This is a genomic window from Terrabacter sp. NPDC080008, assembly GCF_040702505.1.
Taxonomy (GTDB): domain Bacteria; phylum Actinomycetota; class Actinomycetes; order Actinomycetales; family Dermatophilaceae; genus Terrabacter.
In genome coordinates this window covers 1,028,470-1,044,313 of sequence record NZ_JBFBLC010000001.1, presented here as the reverse complement: position 1 = coordinate 1,044,313, position 15,844 = coordinate 1,028,470, and the positions used below count along the sequence as shown (strand labels likewise).

Sequence of the window (15,844 nt, the reverse complement as noted above, 5' to 3'; positions counted from 1 at the left end):
GCGCCCCGTGGCGGGGTAGGCGGGAGCCATGAGAGTCGCGACGTTCAACATCCTCAACGGGCGCGTGCCGACCGACCAGCACGTCGACCTGGCGGGCTTCCGCGACGCGGTCAGCCGACTGGACTGCGACGTCCTCGCCCTGCAGGAGGTCGACCACAACCAGCACCGGTCCGATCACGCCGACCTCACCGCGATCGCCGCCGAGGTCATGGACGCGCCGGACCACCGCTTCGTCGCCGCCCTGTCGGGCAGCCCCGGCGCCACGTGGGTGGCGGCCACCGGCGACGAACAGCCCGACGCTGCGGCATACGGCATCGCCCTGCTGTCGCGGTTCCCGGTGCGCGGGTGGCGCGTGGTTCGCCTCGCGCCCGTGCCGACGCGCGTGCCGATGCGCTTCAAGGGGCAGCGCCGGCCGGTCCTCGTGCGCGACGAGCCGCGGGTGGCGGTCGTCGCCGACATCGAATCGCCCGAGGGGCCGGTGACCGTCGTCAACACCCACCTGTCGTTCATCGACTGGTGGAACCGCCGGCAGCTGCGCCACCTCGTGGCGAGCGTCTGCGACCAGGACGGTCCACTCGTGCTCGTGGGCGACCTGAACATGGAGCCCGAGCGTGCCGGGCGCCTCACCGGTATGCGTGCAGCCGTGTCTGAGCCCACCTTCCCGGTCGACTCCCCCACCCAGCAGATCGACCACGTGCTGCTGCGGGGACAGGTGACCGCGGGCGTGGGCGAGGCGCTGCGGCTCCCGGTCTCCGACCACCGCGCCCTGCGCGTGGACCTGTCGCTCGCCTGACGCGCGCTGGGTCAGCCCTCGTCGTCCGGGGTGAGCTTCTCGACCACCTGGCGGGTCTTCTCCGCGAGCGCGCCGGCCACGTCCTGCGCGAGGTCCTTGGCCTTCTCCACGGTGCTCTCGACGGTCTCCTGCACCGAGTCGACGACCCCCTCGACCTTGTCCTCGACCACGTTCGCGGCGATGGACTCGATTGCGCGCCCGCCGCCCTCGATGGCCAGGTCGACGAGGCTGGGCGGTCCCTGGGCCTCGAGGTCGAGCCGGTTGGTGCTCTCGGCGAAGCGCAGGTAGGTGTCGACGCTGGCGACGACCACGCGCGCGTCGACCGTGAGCAGCTCGATGCCGAGCAGCGAGACCCTGAGGTAGGCGTCGATGACGATGCCCTTGCCGAGGACGATCTCGATCACGTCGGCCAGGCCGCTCGGCGCCGGGCGCGAGAGGTAGCCGCCACCGCGGTCGTGAACCACCGCTCGATCGGTCATGCGACGCCTGACCTCAGGCCGCCGCCGTCTGCCGCCATCACGCCGAGGGCGCCGCGGCCTCGACGGTGCGAGCCGCCTTCTTCCGGGCCCGTCGCGAGCGCCGCGACATGTCCTTGCCCGCGTCCTTCATGCCCTTCCGGGCGTCCTTCGTCCCCCGCTCGACGGCGGCCTCCATCGCCTGCACGGGATGGCGCGCCGCTCGTGGCAGCACCAGCACCCCCGCCAGCGAGAAGAGCCGACGCGCGAGCATCAGCACGGGGATGCCGAGCGGCAGCAGGATGATCGTGACGCAGAGAATCGCCCCGACCAGCCCGACCACGCCTGCCAGGATCCACACCACACCTGCAAGCAGCCAACGCAGTGCTTTCATCGTCCCTCCACAGCAGTCCAAGGGCGCCCCACGGCCCCCGCGGTCGCGTCCGACCCGAACCCTGTCCGCGCTCCCCAGCGTCCCCCGAGCGATCCGAGCCTGCCGCTTCCGGGTACATACCCAGGTAGGTGGCGTCTCGGGGGTTCGACCCGCCACCGGCTGAATTCGACCTCTCTTCGAAGGAGCCCGCGATGAGCGAATCTCAGAGCGACACCCAGAGCCGCACCTCGAACGTGACGCCGAGCAGTGGCGGCAGCGTCGCCCCCTCGCCGCTCGTGACGCAGCAGGGCAGGACGACGATCGCCGACACGGTGGTCGCCAAGATCGCGGGCATCGCAGCCCGCGAGGTGCCGGGCGTGCACGCCCTGGGCGGCGGGGCCGCGCGTGCGGTCGGTGCCATCCGGGAGCGCATCCCCGGTGGACGGACCAACCAGAGCATGGGGGTCTCGGTCGAGGTCGGGGAGCGCCAGGCGGCCGTGGACCTGCAGCTCGTCGCCGAGTACGGCGTCTCCATCGCCGACCTGGCCCAGGGGATCCGGCGCAACGTCATCTCCGCGATCGAGGGGATGACGAGCCTCGAGGTGACCGAGGTCAACATCGACGTCCAGGACGTCTACCTCGAGAGCGACGACCAGGACGAGTCGCAGCAGTCCGAGCCGCGCGTCCAGTGACCGGGCAGCCGGGCGCTGCAGGCCGCCCAGCGCCCGCGCCCGCCCCGTCCCCCGAGACCGCTGACGCCGTCGCGGCCGCGGTCCTCGCGGTGCCCGGTGTCGTGAGACTGCACGGGGGAGCGTTCGGCGAGGCCGCGACCTACTTCCGGGGCCGCACGGTGCAGGGCGTCCAGGCGCGGCCGGGAAGCACGACGGTGCACGTGGTGCTGGCGTGGGCGGCTCCGGCGCAGGAGACCGCCGCCCTGGTACGTGCGGCCGTCACCGCCATCACCCATGGTCCGGTCGACGTCGTGGTCGCGGACATCGCCGACCCCGTCGACGCCACCCACCGGCGGGTGACGTGATGAAGACCGGACGCAACACCGACATCTGAACAAACCCGGACGGTCCACCCGGCCTGACCTCGCCCGACCGCAGGACTGCCCTCCGACGAAGGAGACTCCCATGCCCAGCTCAGCCATCGGCCTGCTCGCGGGCCTGCTGCTCGGAATCGCCGCTGCCACCGGCGGCTTCACCGGATTCCTCCTCGCACTCGTCCTCGGTGCCGTGGGGTTCCTGGTCGGCGGCCAGATCGACGGGAGCCTCGACCTGTCCAGGCTGATGGGAGGCCGTCGCCGTGACTGAGCTCGTGGCTGCCCCACCGCCCCAGCCGGCAACAGCGGCGGCGGGACGGTCGGGCACCAGCCTGCCCGACCCTGCGCAGCGGGGACGCCTGGACATCGCCGAGCGGGTCGTCGAACGCGTGGCCGGGATCGCCGCGTGCGAGGTCGCCGGGGTGCGCTCCGTGGGCTCGACCCTCGAGGGGGTCGTCGGACGGCAGTACCCGAAGGTCAGGGCCGAGGTGGCAGGAGGCCACGCGCGCCTCAGCCTCGACATCGCAGTCTCCTGGCCGGTGCCACTGGCCCGCACAGCCGCAGAGGTCAGGGAGCACGTCGGTGACCGGCTCGCGGCCCTGCTCGGGCTCAAGGTCGACGCCGTGGACGTCACCGTGGCGACGGTGTCCGTCGCCACGACCGAGTACCGGAGAGTCCAGTGAGCCAGCCGGGGCCCGGGCAGGGCGGCTCGGCCACGCCGACCGCCATGCCGCCGGCGCGGACCCCTCGGCGTACGCGGGCGACGGCCGCCCTCGGCATCGTGCTCGCGCTGCTGCTGACGGCGGTCGGCGTGCTGGCCGTGCGGGACGCCCTCCTCTACGCAGGTCTGCTCGACGGCAGGCCGCTCCTGCACGAGCTGGCCAAGGCCGTGCAGGGGCTGCGACCCCAGGCGTGGACCGTCGTGGTGGGCGCGCTGCTCGGCCTCCTCGGGCTCGCGCTGCTCGTCAAGGCCCTGATCCGATCCGGCCCCAAGGTGGCGACGGTGACGGCCGCGACCGGCGTCTTCCTTCGCCCGCGGGACGTCAGCCGCCTCGTGGAGACGGCGGCCGAAGGCGTCGACGGCGTCCTCGGGGTGCGGGCCTCGGCGACCGCGCGACGGGTCGCCGTCACCATCCGTTCAAACGGTGACGAGGGCGTTGCGGAGCGGGTCCACGAGGTCGTCACCGAGCGCCTGGAACCGTTGGCCACCCGGCCCACGGTCCGGGTCACGACCGAGAGGCGGAAGCGATGAGCCGCGCAACCCTGGCCCTCGACCGCATCATGACCGCCCTGGTGGGCCTGGTGCTCCTCGCGCTCGGTGTTCTCGGCATCCTCTGGTGGTCGGGCCGGCTGGGATCGGTCCCGAAGCAGGTCGACCTGACCGGCATCCACTGGTGGGCGAGGCAGTCGTGGTGGCCGTGGGCCCTCGGTGTCGGCGGGGTCGTCCTCGCCCTCCTCGGCCTCCGCTGGCTCTTCGCGCACCTGCCCCTCGGTGGCGTCGGCCACCTCTCGCTGCCGGGGTCCACTCCGCACGGGAAGCTCACGGTGGCAGCCGGACCCGTCATGGACGCCGCGGCCGACTCCCTGGCGCAGACACCCGGGGTCCGGTCGGCCCGTGGACGCATCGACCACGACCGCGGCCGGCTCGTGGCGCGTCTCGACACGACCATCGAGCGCAGCGCGGACCTGCACGCGGTCGCCGCCGCCGCCGACACCGTCACCAGCCAGCTTCAGGCGGCGCTCGAACGACAGGACCTCGCCGGGCTCGTGCAGCTGCGGACCTCGGGGCGCAACCGCCCGGCACCGCGGGTCTACTGAGGGCCTCGTCCGGCTTGAGCGTCCGCGCCCGTCGAGGAGCTCGCCGGCGCCGCTACAGCAGGCTGCCGAGCGGCCCGAGGTCGAGGTTGAGGTCCTCGGACGTCAGGCCGTAGCGCTCCTTGAGCTCGTCCATGGCCTCCTCCAGGTGCATCAGGCCCTGGCCCAGGCCCTCGACCTGCTCGTCGGTCAGGTCACCCTCCTCGACCCGCCGCAGCGCCTGCTTCTCCATCAGTTGGCGCACCAGCTCGATGATGGTCAGCACCAGCTTGAGCAGGTCGCGGGCGACCGCGTCGGCATCGGTCTCGAGTCGTTGGGGCAGCAGCGCCCGCGGCAGGGCGCTCCCGACACCGGCCACCGGATCCACCCGGTCCGGGCCCTTCGTGCCCTCGCTCACCACGTCATCCCAGGACCAGTCGCTCACGAGAGAGCCCCCTCCCGTGACCGCGCCATCTCGGCGCGCACCGCGCTGATCACCAGCTGCAGGCGGACCTCGACGAGGTCGACCCCCGCCAGCGACACGACGACGTCACCCGCCACGACGACTCCGGACCCGAGCAGCCGGTCGAGCAGGTCGACGAGGGCGATGGGTGCCAGCTCACGGCCACGCCGCCCCGGCGGTGGCGAGCCCCGGCCCCCCACCACGTCGGTCCGTGCGGTGCTCACGGCTCGTCCAGCATCGCGAAGGAGTACGGCGGCCAGGGTCCGCGGCCGTCGACCACGACATCGCCGTGGTCGCTCCGCAGACCTGCGAGCGCCGCCTCGAAGGCGTCCGCGTCGGTGGCTGCGACGAGGTAGGCGGCGTTGAGCAGCATGGCGCCCCGGTGGCCCGACAGGCGCGGGTCCTGGGCCGGCAGCCGACGACTCGCCCGGGACAGCCGCGCGAGCGCGTCGTGGATCTCCGACGCGGAGGCGGCTGCCTGCTCGTCGGCGCCGGCGCGCCGCATCGTCTGCGCCTTCCTCAGCCGGAGGTACTCGGCGCCGGTCAGACCGGCTGGGCGACCCGTCACCGGCTGCTCCTCCGGCGGTGCCAGCACCTTGACGCTCCACTCGCTGCACCCCTCGACGCGGTCCAGGGCGCCGCTCAACGCCGCGTACCACTCCCGAAGGCGCGCCCGCACCCCGTCGTCGTCGAAGCAGATCGTCGCGAACCGCAGAGGTGCCGTGGGCGCCTGCCCAGCGGCGGCCTGGATGACCTCGTCGTGGGCCCGCGCCGTGGCCTCGAGCCACTCCAGGTCCTCGAGGTGTCGCCGGAGCCCCTCGGCGTCGAACGAGGCGAGCGGCACGGTGCTGACCACCGCCACCAGGTCCTCGTGGTGCACGAGGTCGAGCGGCTCGCCCTCGATCCCGCGCACGTGCGCGAGGGCGTCGTCGGCCAGACCGCGGCACACGGCATACAGGTACCTCGCGGTGGCCGTATGCGGCGTGGGGGGCTGCGCGACCTCCGGCGCCCTCGGGGTGGGAGCCATCGACGTCACCCCGACCCCTTCGACGTGCGTTCCTGCGCAGCCCTGTCCGACTCGGCGCGGGGGCGACCGCCGTCGGCTGCGTTGTCGTCGGCGTTGTCGTCGGCGTCCTCGTCGGCGTCCTCGTCGGCGTCAGCCCCCGCCTTCCGGCCCTCGAGCTGGGCGATCCGCTCGCGCAGCAGCCGGTTCTCCTCGTCGAGGCCGCGCTCACGCACGGTGAGCATCGGGTCGTGGCGCCACCAGTCGATGCCCATCTCGTGGGCCTTGTCCACCGAGACCACGAGCAGCCGCAGCTTGATGGTGAGCAGCTCGATGTCGAGCAGGTTGATGCGGATGTCGCCGGCGATGATGATCCCCTTGTCGAGGATGCGCTCGAGGATGTCGGCGAGGGTCGCGGGCTGCGAGCCGCCGGTCGGCCCACGTGGTGCGGCCGGCTGTCCGGTCGAGTACTGGCGCGGCGCGGTCCCGGCTCCGGACGTGGCCGGGACCGCTGCTCGTGGGCCCGCAGGTGGCGGCGTGGCGCGCTCGGTCATTCGCGCTCCTCCCGCGCGTCCCCGCGGACGTACCTGGCCCGGCGCTCGTAGCCGACGAGCTCGCCCGCCTCGTCGACGGTGACCTCGTAGACGGCCAGCACGTCGGTCGTGCTGGGGATGCGCCTCATCTCCAGCACCTCGACCTCGACGGACCAGTCGTCGTGCGACTTCCGGATGCCGACGATGCCCTCGAACTCCTTGCCCGTCAGCTCCGCGAGGTACGTCGCCGCGAGGGCCGCCGCCCGGGGCCCGTTGACCCGACGAGGGCGCTCGTCCCGACGCCGGGGACGGCGCTCGGGCTCGTCGTCCTCGGTGTTCCTCGAGCCCTCGTGCGATGGTCGCCCGGCGGCGCGCGGCGGGCGCTCGCCCTCGCGGCGGCGTCCCTCGGAGCGGCGCGTCCCGGGGTGGGCTGCCCGCTGCTGCTCGCTGTCGCCCTCGTCGGTGCGACGCTCGTCAGCCACGACGCCCCCTCTCCTGCGCCTCGATGAGCCGGTCGACGAGCTCGTCCTCCCGCGCGGTGGCGGTGTCCTCGTCGATCTCGCCCTCCTCGCGCAGCCGGTCGATCGTCTCCAGCTCCCTCCGGATGGTGGCCGGGTCGTAGTAGATGTCCTCCGCCTGCTCGAGGATCTGCTGGGCCACCGCCGTCAGGCCGCGCAGCGGCGCCAGCGGCAGCGTGAGGAGACCGGTGATCAGGCCCACGACCCCTCCTCGACGAAGTCGTAGGGAGCCAGCGGGCCGACCAGCCGCAGCCGGAGGCGCTGGTGCCAGGCCTCCGCATACTGCTCCAGGGCCTCGACGAGCTCGTCGCTGCGGGCGTCGTCGACGAGCAGGGCGACATCGACGACCTCCGTCGCGGAGGCCGGGCTGCGGACCAGGTGGTCTTCCGCCACGGGCACCACCAGGCCCAGCACCATGTCGGCGTCCTCGGCACTGCGCCGCTCCAGTCCGTGGGCGACCAGCTCCCCCAGTCGCACCCTCTCCCGGTAGGACGCCTCCTCCGGCACGCCGCGCGTGAGCTCGCGCAACCGGCGGATCTCGGGGTCGGCGGCGACGAGCTCGCCGAGCGCGACCTCCTCGACCGGGGTGACACGCAGGTTGAACTGCCGCCGGCCGCGCAGCCGTTCCAGGAGCGAGAGGAAGTGGTCGGCATCGGGCGCCATCAGCTCGTCGACGACGGTGGCGGCGTCAGGCATCACCGAGCCGAAACGGACCGGCGCCACCGGGCCGATCCTCGCCAGCCCGTCGAGCACCGACTGGTAGGCGAGCAGGTCGGCCCGGCGCGCCGCCCGCCGGTCGCGGTCGACGACCGAGACGGCGGTGGCCAGGCCGGCGTGGCGCACGAACCCGACGGGTGCGCCGTCCAGCCCCGCCAGGGCCTGGACGGTCCCGCCTGCCGCATCGACGTCCCGCGCCGGAAGGATGCCGTAGACGAAGAGCTCCTCCTCCCCACTCGTGTCGGGCGATGCGGGCCCGGATACTGCGTCGACTCCTGCCATCCCTCACTCCCCGTGGTCAGCCGGAGGGCGCGGCCGACTTCTTGGCGGGGCGCCGCTCCCGGTCCTTGTCGTCGTCGCCGCCTCGGGTCAGCGCTCGCTTCACGCCCTCGACCGCGCCCGAGGTCTTGCCGGAGGCGCCGCTGTGCTGCATGTCGTGGACCAGCTCCGGCAGGTCCTTGCCACCCTTCTCGTAGAGGTCGAGCCGGTTGGTCGCCTCCGCGAAGCGCAGGTAGGTGTCGACGCTCGCGATGACGATGCGGGCATCGATGGTGAGCAGCTCGATGCCCACCAGCGAGACGCGGACGTAGGCGTCGATGACGATGCCTTTGTCGAGGATGATGTCGATGACATCGGCGAGGCCGCTCGGCGCGGGGCGTGACAGGTAGCCGCCTCCGCCGCCTCGTCGCTGTGCTTGCACGGTCATGCTGAACCTCCTGCGTCTGCTGGGCCTGCTGGCTCTCCTCGATCTCCTGGGTCCCCCGGGTCACGTACGGCGGAGGGCCGCCTGCCGGCCTTCACCTCGCCGCCCCGCGCTGCGCTGCCCGCCTCGCGGGCGGCTCCTCCTGCTCCTCGTCGTCCTCGCCCTCGTCGTCCTCGCCCTCGTCGCCTTCGTCCTCGTCGTACTCGTCGTCGTACTCGTCGTCGTACTCCTCCTCTTCGTCACCCTCTTCGTCGCCCTCGCCCTCGTCGCCCTCGTCGCCCTCGTCGTCCTCGTACTCGTCGTACTCGTCGTCGTACTCGTCGTCCTCGTCTCGCTCGCCCTCGTCGCCTTCCTCCTCCTCGTTGCCGTGCGACTCGTCGGACTCGTGCTCACCTTCCTCGGGTCCGCCTTCCTGGGCTTCGCCTTCCTGGGCTTCGCCTTCTTCCGGCTCGCCCTCCTCGCGCTCGCCCTCTTCGTGTTCGCCCTCGTCGCCCTCGGAGACCTGCTCACCGCCCTCCTCGGGCTGCTGGCCCTGCTCCTCCTCGCGCTGCTGGCGTTCCTGCTCGAGGGCGTCCTCGTGCGTCGTCACTACCTCGCTGTCCTCGATCGTGCCGCGCCAGCCCTCGATGCTGTCCGGGTCGAGGATCGTGCGCGTCATGATGTGCCGCTGGAAGTGCTTGATCTCGAGCCTGGCCCTGCGTCCCTGCGCCCTCCAGATGTTGCCGGTGCGCTCGAACAGGCCCTGGGGGTAGTACTCGAGGACGACGATGATGCGCGTCAGCGTCGGGCTCAGCTCGTGGAAGGTGACCGTGCCGTCGACGTGGCCCTTCTGGCCCTTGGAGCGCCACACGATGCGCTCGTCCGGCACCTGCTTGATGATCGTGGACTCCCACGTGCGGCTCGACCAGAAGACCGTCGCCTTCCAGTTGGTCTTGGTGTCCTCCGGCGTGTCGACGGTCTTGACCTTCTTCATGAAGCTGGGGAAGCTGCCGAACTCCGTCCACTGGTTGTAGGCGACCCGCAGGGGCACGCCGACGTCGATGATCTCCTGGAAGTTCGTGGCCTTCGTGGCCTTCGGCGTCTTCGACCCGCCGCCCGACTTCCCACCGAGGCCGGGGATGACGTCGGTGACCTTGTCCTTGATGCCGGAGGCCATGCCCTTGACGGCCCCCTTGATCGGGTTCTCCCCCTTGATGACGGACGTGCCGGAGCCGACGAGCGCCTTGGTCGAGGGGCTGCCACTGGCGACTCCTTCGAGCCGCTCCGTGAGCCCGGACACCCGCTGGCCGACGGAGTTGACGACCTTCTGGCTCAGGGCCTGCAGCAGGCCGCTCGAGGCGTCCTTGAGACGGGTTCTGCCCATGCTCTCGCTCATCGAGATCACCGCTCCTTCGTGGCGGCGCGCTGGGCGGCCTTCTTGGCGGAGACCTTCTTGGCGACGGCTCGTGGTGTCGCCTCGTCCTCCGACGGGCGCTTGCCGCCTGAACCGGAGGACGAGCCCTTGCCGGCCTCGGGACGCCGCCTGCGCAGCCGGCCCCGCATCCGCTCACGCTGACTCGGCTGCTCCTGACCGCCGCTCCCCTGCTCGCCCGACTCCCGCCCGCGCTCACGGGCCCGGGGCTGCTCGTCCGACTCGCCCTCCTCGGACTCCTCATCCTGCTCGTCGCCGGCTCGGCCCCGCGGCTGACTGGGCTCCTCCTCGCCCGGGCCCTCACCGGACTCCTCGCCCTCCTCGGACTCCTCGCCCTCCTCGGACTCCTCCTCGGCCGAGCGTTCCGAACCGGCCCGGTCCTGCGGCGACTTCCCCTCGCCTGACTCGTCGGACTCCTCCTCGGCACCCTCCTCGTCGTGCGCAGACGCCTCCTCGCCGGACTCGTCCTCGGCGGACCGCTGCTCGCCCTTGCCCTTGCTCTTGCCCGGGCCCTTGAGGCCCAGCGACCCCGTCACCCCACCGAGCGCCGAGCCGAGGTCACCTGCACCGCCCTGCTGCTCGCCCCCTTCCTGCCCGCCGCCCTGCTGCCGCTCCTGCAGCGACTTCGTCAGGGCCTCGATGCGGGAGGCGGCGGTGACGAGTGCTGCCTCGCGCGCCACCTGCATCAGCTGACCCGTCACCTGGTTCTGCAGCTCCTTGAGCTGGGGGTTGTTCTCGAGCAGCTTGGAACCCTGGCCCAGGAGGCCCTGCAGGCCCTGTCCCTGGGACGCCAGCCGACGGCCGGCGAGCAGGCCTCCGAGGGCCAGCGCGAGTCGGAGCTTCTTCGTGCGGCCGAGCAGGTACCCACCTGCGACACCCACGACGATCCTGGTCGGTACAGACATAGACCCAAGCCGCGATGCTGCCCGTCCGGACTGCAGGTCGCGACCCACCTCCTTCAGGTACACGAGTACCCAGAGATCGCGGGCCAGTAACGACTCGCCGCGCGAGTTCGCTTGCGCCCCAAGGCTTTTCGCGCATACCTCGCATAGCGGACATCGGCTCCCAGACAGCACTCAACCCGGGACGACCGCGCAAACGTCGCAGGTCCCGGACCGTCGCGGATCGCCTAGGCGGCGTCCGCGAGGTTCATGAGGCGACGCAGCATGGAGATGCTGGGGAACTGCTCGTCGCGCATCTTCTGCACGAGGACCGCGACATAGGCGGGCACCTCGTCCGGGAGCAGCAGCTCCTCGAGGTAGTCCATCATCGTGTTGGACGGATACTGGTCCGCCGCGACCTTCCGGAGGAGGAGGTCGACCAGCATGGCGCGCGGGTCGCCGGCGTCGTTGTCTGTCATCGTGCACCTTCGCAGGGATCTGAGTGACCAGGACCTGCGAGGCGCCGGCGAGCCGTTCCGGGCAAGCCCGGCGAGGCGGCCCACCGGCCCCTGTCGCCTCGTACCGCCCTTTTTACCCAACCAGACGGTTCCTTGACAGAGTTCCGGGCCGCCGATCTGCCGCACGGTGGCCGCGCGGATCACCGCGCGGGCAGCAGCAGCCTCACGCTCGTCCCCCGGCCGGGCTCGGAGTCCAGGTCGATCCGGCCGCCGTGCCTCGACGCCACGCGCTGGGCGATGCTCAGCCCCAGCCCCGTGCCGGGGATCTGCAGGCTGGCCGGGTTGGTGCCGCGGAAGAACTCGGTGAACAGCCCCGCCTGGTCCTCCGCGGAGATGCCGACGCCGTCGTCGACGCACTCGAGGACGACCCGGTCGCTGCCGCCCGCCACCGACACGGCCACCGTGCCGCCCGGCGGCGTGAACTTCACGGCGTTGCTCACGAGGTTCTGCACGACCCGCTCGAGGTCGCCGGCGCTGCCGCGCACCGGGGGCACCCCGTCCTCCAGGTCGAAGGTCAGGCTGATCCGCCGGGTGTCCGCGTGCGGTCGGAACATGTCGACCACCTCCCGGGACACCTCACCGAGGTCCACGTCCGACTCGGGCAGGGCCCGGTCGGGGTCGCTGACCCTCGAGAGCGTCAGCAGGTCGTCGACGAGGTCCTGCAGCCGCTGGGTGTTGCGCTCGATGACGCCGAGCGACCACTCGCGGTCGCCCTCCGGCTCCTGCCGCAGCAGCTCGAGGTGGCCCACGATCGAGGCGAGCGGGTTCTTCAGCTCGTGCGACACGGTCGAGAACAGCTGCGTCTTGCTGCGGTCCGCCTCGCGCAGCTCGGCCGCGACACGCCGCTCGACGGCATACAGCCGCGCGTTCCGCAGCGCGCGCCCGAGGTCACGGCCCATCTCCAGGGCAGCCTCGGCCTCGGCGTCGGTCCAGTCCTGGTCTCCCGGGCCGCGCGTGCCGGCGATGTAGCCGAAGCAGCTGGCTCCCGAGCCGATGGGCACGATGAGCAGGGACCGGGCACCGGCCGCCTCGAGCATCGTCTCGGCGCGGCCGATGCCCTCGGCGTCCCAGACGTGCGCCGGCGAGGCCCGCCCGGACCCCACCACGGCCACCACGCCGGTGCGCCAGCACTGGATGGCCACCCGGCGTGCGGTGTCCACCAGGGAGACCGGGGCATCGACGGTGGCCCCACTGCGCGCCGACACGCTCTCTCGGTCGTCGTCGTCCTCCACGCCGAACGCCCTCAGCCACAGGCTGGCCGCGGCCAGTCCGGCCAGGATCGGCGCGGCGGCGGCGTCCACGACCCTGGCGGGGTCGAGGTCCTCCTGCGCGATGCGCGCCACCGTCTGCACGGCCTCGGCCAGGCGCACCTTCTCCGAGAGCGTATGCCGCTGCCTGGCCGACGAGACCGCGATGCCCGTCTGGTGGGCGAAGAGCTCGAGCACGGCCCGCTGGGTCGCATCGGGCCGCCGACCGCTCAGGGGAAGGTCGACGGACAGGATGCCGAGCAGCTCCCCGACGGCGTCGAAGAACGGCGCGATGAGGGTGTCCTGCGGGTTCCATGCCTCCGGGTCGTCCTCCGGCGTGGGGGCACTCCAGTCGGAAGAGACCCACCCCTCGGCCGAGCCGTCGGGCAGGTGACCTGCCGGGACGAACCGCAGCGTGCCCCACCGCTCGGCGACGGCGAACTCCCCCTCCAGGACCTCGCGGGCGGTCCGCCGGCCGAGCAGCTCGGCCCGCGCGTCGTCGTCTCCCGCGACGGCGACCACCTCGACGTCGCCCGAGGGGACGACGACGCTGATCGCGGCCACCTTGAACCCGACGACGTCGGCAGCGCCGTCGACCACCATCTCGAACAGCACAGAGAGGTCGTCCTGGGCACACACCCGGTTCATCAGCTCGGTGAGGCGCCGAAGCGCCAGCACCTCCCACGTCTCGACCTCGCGCACCCTGTCCCCTAACCCGCGACCCCTGTCGGTCGGGATGACGGCCGGATCTGTCCCGATGTTCACGATATGTTAAAGATGTCCGGCGCGGGGGCCTTGTCGCACAAGCCGACACGAGGAATCGACACGGTGAAGGTGGCGCCCTCGTCGGGGGCCGACTCCACGGACACCGATCCGCCGTGTCCCTCGGCGATGGCTCGCACGATCGAGAGCCCGAGTCCCGGGCCCTGGATCGCCCGCTCGTTGGCCGCGGCGGACCGGAAGAAGCGGGCGAAGACGCGCTCGTGGTCCGCTGCCGGGATCCCGATGCCGGTGTCGGAGACCACCAGGCGGACCGTGTCGGAGTGCCGTTCGTCGGGGCGCGCCACGAGGCTCACCCAGCCTCCGTCGGGAGTGAACTTCACGGCATTCGACAGCAGGTTCGTGACCATCCGCTCGAGGGCGGCCGCGTCGCCCTCGACCCAGAGCGGGGCCGGCGACACGTCGAGCTCACGCACGAGGGTGCGGTCGCGGGTCACCGTCTCGACCGAGGCCCAGGCACTGGCGACGACGTCGGCGAGGTCGCAGCGCGTGGGCTGCAGGTCCAGCCGGCCCGTCTCGATGCGCGAGTTGATGAGCAGGTCCTCGATCAGCGCCAGGAGGCGGCGGCCGTTGCGGTCGACCCGCTCGACGAGCTCGAGCTGTCTCGGGGTGAGGTCGCCCGCGGCCCCGTCCTCGAGCATCTCCGCGTAGCCGAGGACGCTGGCGAGCGGGGTGCGCAGCTCGTGGCTGACCGTGGAGACGAAGTCGGACTTCGTGCGGTCGAGCCGGGTCAGCTCCTCGACGGCCTGGCGTTCGCGGTCGAGGCCGGCCTGCAGGGCGACCTCGGCCTCGCGACGGCCGGTGACGTCCTCGGCGACCATGAGGTAGCCGCTCGGCCGGCCTGCGGCATCGCGTATGCCGCTGACCGCGACCGACACGGTGCGTCGGGTGCCGTCCTTGCGCACGTAGGTCCAGTCCGCGGCCTCCGCGGAGCCGGCCGCGCGGACCTGGCGCACGAGCACCTCGAGGCCGGGCTCGACCCCGAGCTCCTGGGCGCGGCGACCGATCTCCGCCGGGTCGTGCAGCAGCGACCAGTCCCGTCGGCCCACGACCTCGGCCGACGACCACCCCAGCAGGTTCTCGGCCCCGCGGTTGAACAGGGTGATGACCCCGGCGAGGTCGGTGCCGACGATCGCCGTGGCCGTCGCCGACTCGAGCACGGCCTCGACGAACGTGCGGGCCGCCCGCTCGTCGGTGACGTCGACCCCGGTCTTGACCAGGTGGGTCCGGCTGCCGTCCGGGTCGGTGAGGTAGGCGTTGGTCCACACGATGTGGCGGACCCCGAGACCGGCAACGTGCCAGTCCTGCTCGTCGTGGAGCGGCACGCCACCCTCACGGATCCGTCCCATCCGCCGGGCGAGCTCGCGCGGGTCGTCGACGGGGAACACCTCCGCGGCGAGCCGCCCGCGCAGCTGCTCCTCCGGCGCGCCGAGCAGCCGGGCGGCGGTGGCGTTCAGACGCACGATGACACCCTCCGCGTCGACGACGACGATCGCGCTGGCCGCGGTGTCGAGGACGACCTTGGTCAGCTCGCCCTCGCTGCGCAGCTCGTCGAGCGCCTGCCGACGCTGTGACGCCGTCACGGACAGGGCGAGCGTCGTGACCGCCGCGGTGACGACGAAGGCCTGGGTCAGTGCGCCGACGGCCTCGGGACGCATGCCGTAGACCGCTGCCGCCGTCGCGAACGGTCCGCGGCCGGAGCTGGTGAGGGTGACGGTCACGACGGCCAGGGCGAGGAGCTGGGCGGAGACCGCCCGCAGGGGCTGGCGCAGCGCCCCCCAGACAAGGAACGGGATCGGTGGGAAGGCGAGGGGCAGGCTCTGGCCGCCGAGGAAGACCCACAGCGTCACCACGGCCACCACGACCCACTGGACGACGTCGTCCCACCGCGGACGACGGGCGCGCCGCGTTCGGGCCGCGATCCCGAGGGGCGCCATGACGAGGACGGCAGCGCCGTGCGACGCCGCCACCGCCGAGGCCGAGACGACAAAGGCACCGTCCAGGAGCACCGATGCCGTGAGGCCGGCGAGCACCCCGACGACGAGCGCCCCGGCGACGGTCGCGGCGAGGAGGCGCCACAGGTCCTCGAGCGAGGCCAGCCGTGGCCGGCGACCGCCCGCCGTCAGAATGGCCACCACGACGGCGACCTCGGCGGCGTTGGCAAAGCCGTAGAGCAGGCTCACGGGAGCGGGGCGGCCCTCGAGCCAGTTCGCAGCCGCGCTCGAGGCGACCACGCCCACCACGAACCCGAGCGAGCGCCTGCGGCCCGGGTGGGTGGCCAGTAGGAACGCGACGGCCAGGCCGGCCGCCGGCCACCAGAGCGAGACGGTCGATCTAGGCAGCGCGAAGCGCACGCTGGTGGCGCCCAGCACGAAGGCGCCGGCGAGGGCCAGGGCCGCCCAGGCCCACCAACCCCCGCCCGCGAGCCCCCGCCCGCGCACCCCTGTTGCAGCCCCGTTCGCGGACCTCATGTGGGAATGATGTCGCAGCCGGATGAACAATCCGGCAAAACGCATCTTCCCGTCACCGTGTCCTCGTAGAGGGGACCCGTCCGCGGGACGTGGCACAAGGCATACGGCCGCGTTCGTATGCCGTGTGCGCGGTCGAGCG

Annotated in this window: 21 protein-coding genes and 1 pseudogene; 7 read left to right on the top strand and 15 right to left on the bottom strand. The window is 72.5% G+C overall.

From position 1 onward, the window contains the following. Positions 1-28: 28 nt before the first annotated feature. Positions 29-793: an endonuclease/exonuclease/phosphatase family protein gene (locus AB0316_RS04860; protein ID WP_366270923.1), complete on the top strand. Its 765-nt coding sequence runs from the start codon at positions 29-31 to the stop codon at positions 791-793. A 266-nt stretch (positions 794-1,059) separates the two neighbouring features. Here the strand turns inward: AB0316_RS04860 and gvpJ (AB0316_RS04855) are convergent. Together gvpJ (AB0316_RS04855) and AB0316_RS04850 are read right to left on the bottom strand one after the other, a co-directional pair. Continuing rightward, positions 1,060-1,257, bottom strand: a pseudogene (gene gvpJ / locus AB0316_RS04855) (gas vesicle protein GvpJ); the annotation flags it as partial. 52 nt (positions 1,258-1,309) lie between these two features. After that, complete coding sequence (locus AB0316_RS04850; RefSeq protein ID WP_366270922.1) at positions 1,310-1,642, bottom strand: hypothetical protein; 333 nt, start codon at positions 1,640-1,642, stop codon at positions 1,310-1,312. A 191-nt stretch (positions 1,643-1,833) separates the two neighbouring features. On the opposite strand from AB0316_RS04850, the gene AB0316_RS04845 reads away from it, so the two are divergent. From AB0316_RS04845 to AB0316_RS04820, 6 genes are all read left to right on the top strand, one after another. Then, positions 1,834-2,313, top strand: a complete 480-nt coding sequence (locus AB0316_RS04845) for an Asp23/Gls24 family envelope stress response protein (RefSeq protein ID WP_366270920.1) — start codon at positions 1,834-1,836, stop codon at positions 2,311-2,313. Next, entirely contained in the window at positions 2,310-2,657 is a 348-nt protein-coding gene (locus AB0316_RS04840) for a hypothetical protein (RefSeq protein WP_366270919.1), read from the top strand. Before AB0316_RS04845 ends, AB0316_RS04840 begins: the two co-directional genes overlap by 4 nt. Before the next feature lie 100 nt (positions 2,658-2,757). Next, positions 2,758-2,937: a DUF2273 domain-containing protein gene (locus AB0316_RS04835; protein WP_366270917.1), complete on the top strand. Its 180-nt coding sequence runs from the start codon at positions 2,758-2,760 to the stop codon at positions 2,935-2,937. After that, on the top strand, positions 2,930-3,349 hold the full coding sequence (locus AB0316_RS04830) for an Asp23/Gls24 family envelope stress response protein (protein WP_366270916.1): 420 nt from the start codon (positions 2,930-2,932) through the stop codon (positions 3,347-3,349). The genes AB0316_RS04835 and AB0316_RS04830 overlap by 8 nt, the downstream gene beginning before the upstream one ends. Further along, complete coding sequence (locus AB0316_RS04825) at positions 3,346-3,918, top strand: DUF6286 domain-containing protein (protein WP_366270914.1); 573 nt, start codon at positions 3,346-3,348, stop codon at positions 3,916-3,918. Before AB0316_RS04830 ends, AB0316_RS04825 begins: the two co-directional genes overlap by 4 nt. Beyond that, positions 3,915-4,484 carry a hypothetical protein gene (locus AB0316_RS04820; RefSeq protein WP_366270913.1) on the top strand — a complete coding sequence of 190 codons (570 nt, stop codon included), beginning with the start codon at positions 3,915-3,917 and terminating at the stop codon, positions 4,482-4,484. Before AB0316_RS04825 ends, AB0316_RS04820 begins: the two co-directional genes overlap by 4 nt. Positions 4,485-4,536: 52 nt before the next feature. Here AB0316_RS04820 and AB0316_RS04815 read toward each other — a convergent pair whose 3' ends face one another. The 13 genes from AB0316_RS04815 to AB0316_RS04755 all read right to left on the bottom strand — a co-directional run bounded on the left by AB0316_RS04815 (position 4,537) and on the right by AB0316_RS04755 (position 15,705). After that, a complete protein-coding gene (locus AB0316_RS04815; protein ID WP_366270911.1) occupies positions 4,537-4,905 on the bottom strand; it encodes a gas vesicle protein K in 369 nt (122 codons plus the stop codon). After that, positions 4,902-5,147, bottom strand: coding sequence for a gas vesicle protein GvpJ (gene gvpJ / locus AB0316_RS04810; protein ID WP_366270909.1), 246 nt, complete (start codon positions 5,145-5,147; stop codon positions 4,902-4,904). Before gvpJ (AB0316_RS04810) ends, AB0316_RS04815 begins: the two co-directional genes overlap by 4 nt. Continuing rightward, positions 5,144-5,950: a GvpL/GvpF family gas vesicle protein gene (locus AB0316_RS04805; protein ID WP_366271295.1), complete on the bottom strand. Its 807-nt coding sequence runs from the start codon at positions 5,948-5,950 to the stop codon at positions 5,144-5,146. Before AB0316_RS04805 ends, gvpJ (AB0316_RS04810) begins: the two co-directional genes overlap by 4 nt. 5 nt (positions 5,951-5,955) lie before the next feature. Next, complete coding sequence (locus AB0316_RS04800) at positions 5,956-6,480, bottom strand: gas vesicle protein (RefSeq protein ID WP_366270907.1); 525 nt, start codon at positions 6,478-6,480, stop codon at positions 5,956-5,958. Further along, positions 6,477-6,941: a gas vesicle protein GvpO gene (gene gvpO / locus AB0316_RS04795; protein ID WP_366270906.1), complete on the bottom strand. Its 465-nt coding sequence runs from the start codon at positions 6,939-6,941 to the stop codon at positions 6,477-6,479. Before gvpO ends, AB0316_RS04800 begins: the two co-directional genes overlap by 4 nt. Then, the gene (locus tag AB0316_RS04790) at positions 6,934-7,179 is read right to left on the bottom strand and encodes a gas vesicle protein GvpG (RefSeq protein WP_366270904.1); all 246 of its coding nucleotides are present in this window, start codon (positions 7,177-7,179) and stop codon (positions 6,934-6,936) included. Before AB0316_RS04790 ends, gvpO begins: the two co-directional genes overlap by 8 nt. Next, on the bottom strand, positions 7,170-7,976 hold the full coding sequence (locus AB0316_RS04785; RefSeq protein ID WP_366270902.1) for a GvpL/GvpF family gas vesicle protein: 807 nt from the start codon (positions 7,974-7,976) through the stop codon (positions 7,170-7,172). The genes AB0316_RS04790 and AB0316_RS04785 overlap by 10 nt, the downstream gene beginning before the upstream one ends. Before the next feature lie 16 nt (positions 7,977-7,992). Further along, positions 7,993-8,400, bottom strand: a complete 408-nt coding sequence (gene gvpJ, locus AB0316_RS04780; protein ID WP_366270901.1) for a gas vesicle protein GvpJ — start codon at positions 8,398-8,400, stop codon at positions 7,993-7,995. Between the two features lie 91 nt (positions 8,401-8,491). Beyond that, positions 8,492-9,760, bottom strand: coding sequence for an SRPBCC family protein (locus tag AB0316_RS04775; RefSeq protein ID WP_366270899.1), 1,269 nt, complete (start codon positions 9,758-9,760; stop codon positions 8,492-8,494). 17 nt (positions 9,761-9,777) lie between these two features. Next, the gene (locus tag AB0316_RS04770; RefSeq protein ID WP_366270898.1) at positions 9,778-10,689 is read right to left on the bottom strand and encodes a hypothetical protein; all 912 of its coding nucleotides are present in this window, start codon (positions 10,687-10,689) and stop codon (positions 9,778-9,780) included. A gap of 248 nt (positions 10,690-10,937) precedes the next feature. Further along, positions 10,938-11,168: a hypothetical protein gene (locus AB0316_RS04765; RefSeq protein ID WP_366270896.1), complete on the bottom strand. Its 231-nt coding sequence runs from the start codon at positions 11,166-11,168 to the stop codon at positions 10,938-10,940. A gap of 179 nt (positions 11,169-11,347) precedes the next feature. Then, positions 11,348-13,156, bottom strand: a complete 1,809-nt coding sequence (locus AB0316_RS04760; protein ID WP_366270894.1) for an ATP-binding protein — start codon at positions 13,154-13,156, stop codon at positions 11,348-11,350. 59 nt (positions 13,157-13,215) lie between these two features. Beyond that, positions 13,216-15,705 carry a PAS domain S-box protein gene (locus AB0316_RS04755; protein ID WP_366270892.1) on the bottom strand — a complete coding sequence of 830 codons (2,490 nt, stop codon included), beginning with the start codon at positions 15,703-15,705 and terminating at the stop codon, positions 13,216-13,218. Positions 15,706-15,844: the final 139 nt, after the last annotated feature.

What these genes read in the sequence shown, in the direction of transcription:
- AB0316_RS04800 (WP_366270907.1), bottom strand. Translation starts at nt 6,480, where the DNA reads ATGACCGAGCGCGCCACGCCGCCACCTGCGGGCCCACGAGCAGCGGTC.
- AB0316_RS04765 (WP_366270896.1), bottom strand. Translation starts at nt 11,168, where the DNA reads ATGACAGACAACGACGCCGGCGACCCGCGCGCCATGCTGGTCGACCTC.
- AB0316_RS04850 (WP_366270922.1), bottom strand. Translation starts at nt 1,642, where the DNA reads ATGAAAGCACTGCGTTGGCTGCTTGCAGGTGTGGTGTGGATCCTGGCA.
- AB0316_RS04805 (WP_366271295.1), bottom strand. Translation starts at nt 5,950, where the DNA reads ATGGCTCCCACCCCGAGGGCGCCGGAGGTCGCGCAGCCCCCCACGCCG.
- AB0316_RS04755 (WP_366270892.1), bottom strand. Translation starts at nt 15,705, where the DNA reads ATGAGGTCCGCGAACGGGGCTGCAACAGGGGTGCGCGGGCGGGGGCTC.
- AB0316_RS04845 (WP_366270920.1), top strand. Translation starts at nt 1,834, where the DNA reads ATGAGCGAATCTCAGAGCGACACCCAGAGCCGCACCTCGAACGTGACG.
- AB0316_RS04835 (WP_366270917.1), top strand. Translation starts at nt 2,758, where the DNA reads ATGCCCAGCTCAGCCATCGGCCTGCTCGCGGGCCTGCTGCTCGGAATC.
- AB0316_RS04860 (WP_366270923.1), top strand. Translation starts at nt 29, where the DNA reads ATGAGAGTCGCGACGTTCAACATCCTCAACGGGCGCGTGCCGACCGAC.
- AB0316_RS04785 (WP_366270902.1), bottom strand. Translation starts at nt 7,976, where the DNA reads ATGGCAGGAGTCGACGCAGTATCCGGGCCCGCATCGCCCGACACGAGT.
- gvpJ (WP_366270901.1), bottom strand. Translation starts at nt 8,400, where the DNA reads ATGACCGTGCAAGCACAGCGACGAGGCGGCGGAGGCGGCTACCTGTCA.
- AB0316_RS04820 (WP_366270913.1), top strand. Translation starts at nt 3,915, where the DNA reads ATGAGCCGCGCAACCCTGGCCCTCGACCGCATCATGACCGCCCTGGTG.
- AB0316_RS04775 (WP_366270899.1), bottom strand. Translation starts at nt 9,760, where the DNA reads ATGGGCAGAACCCGTCTCAAGGACGCCTCGAGCGGCCTGCTGCAGGCC.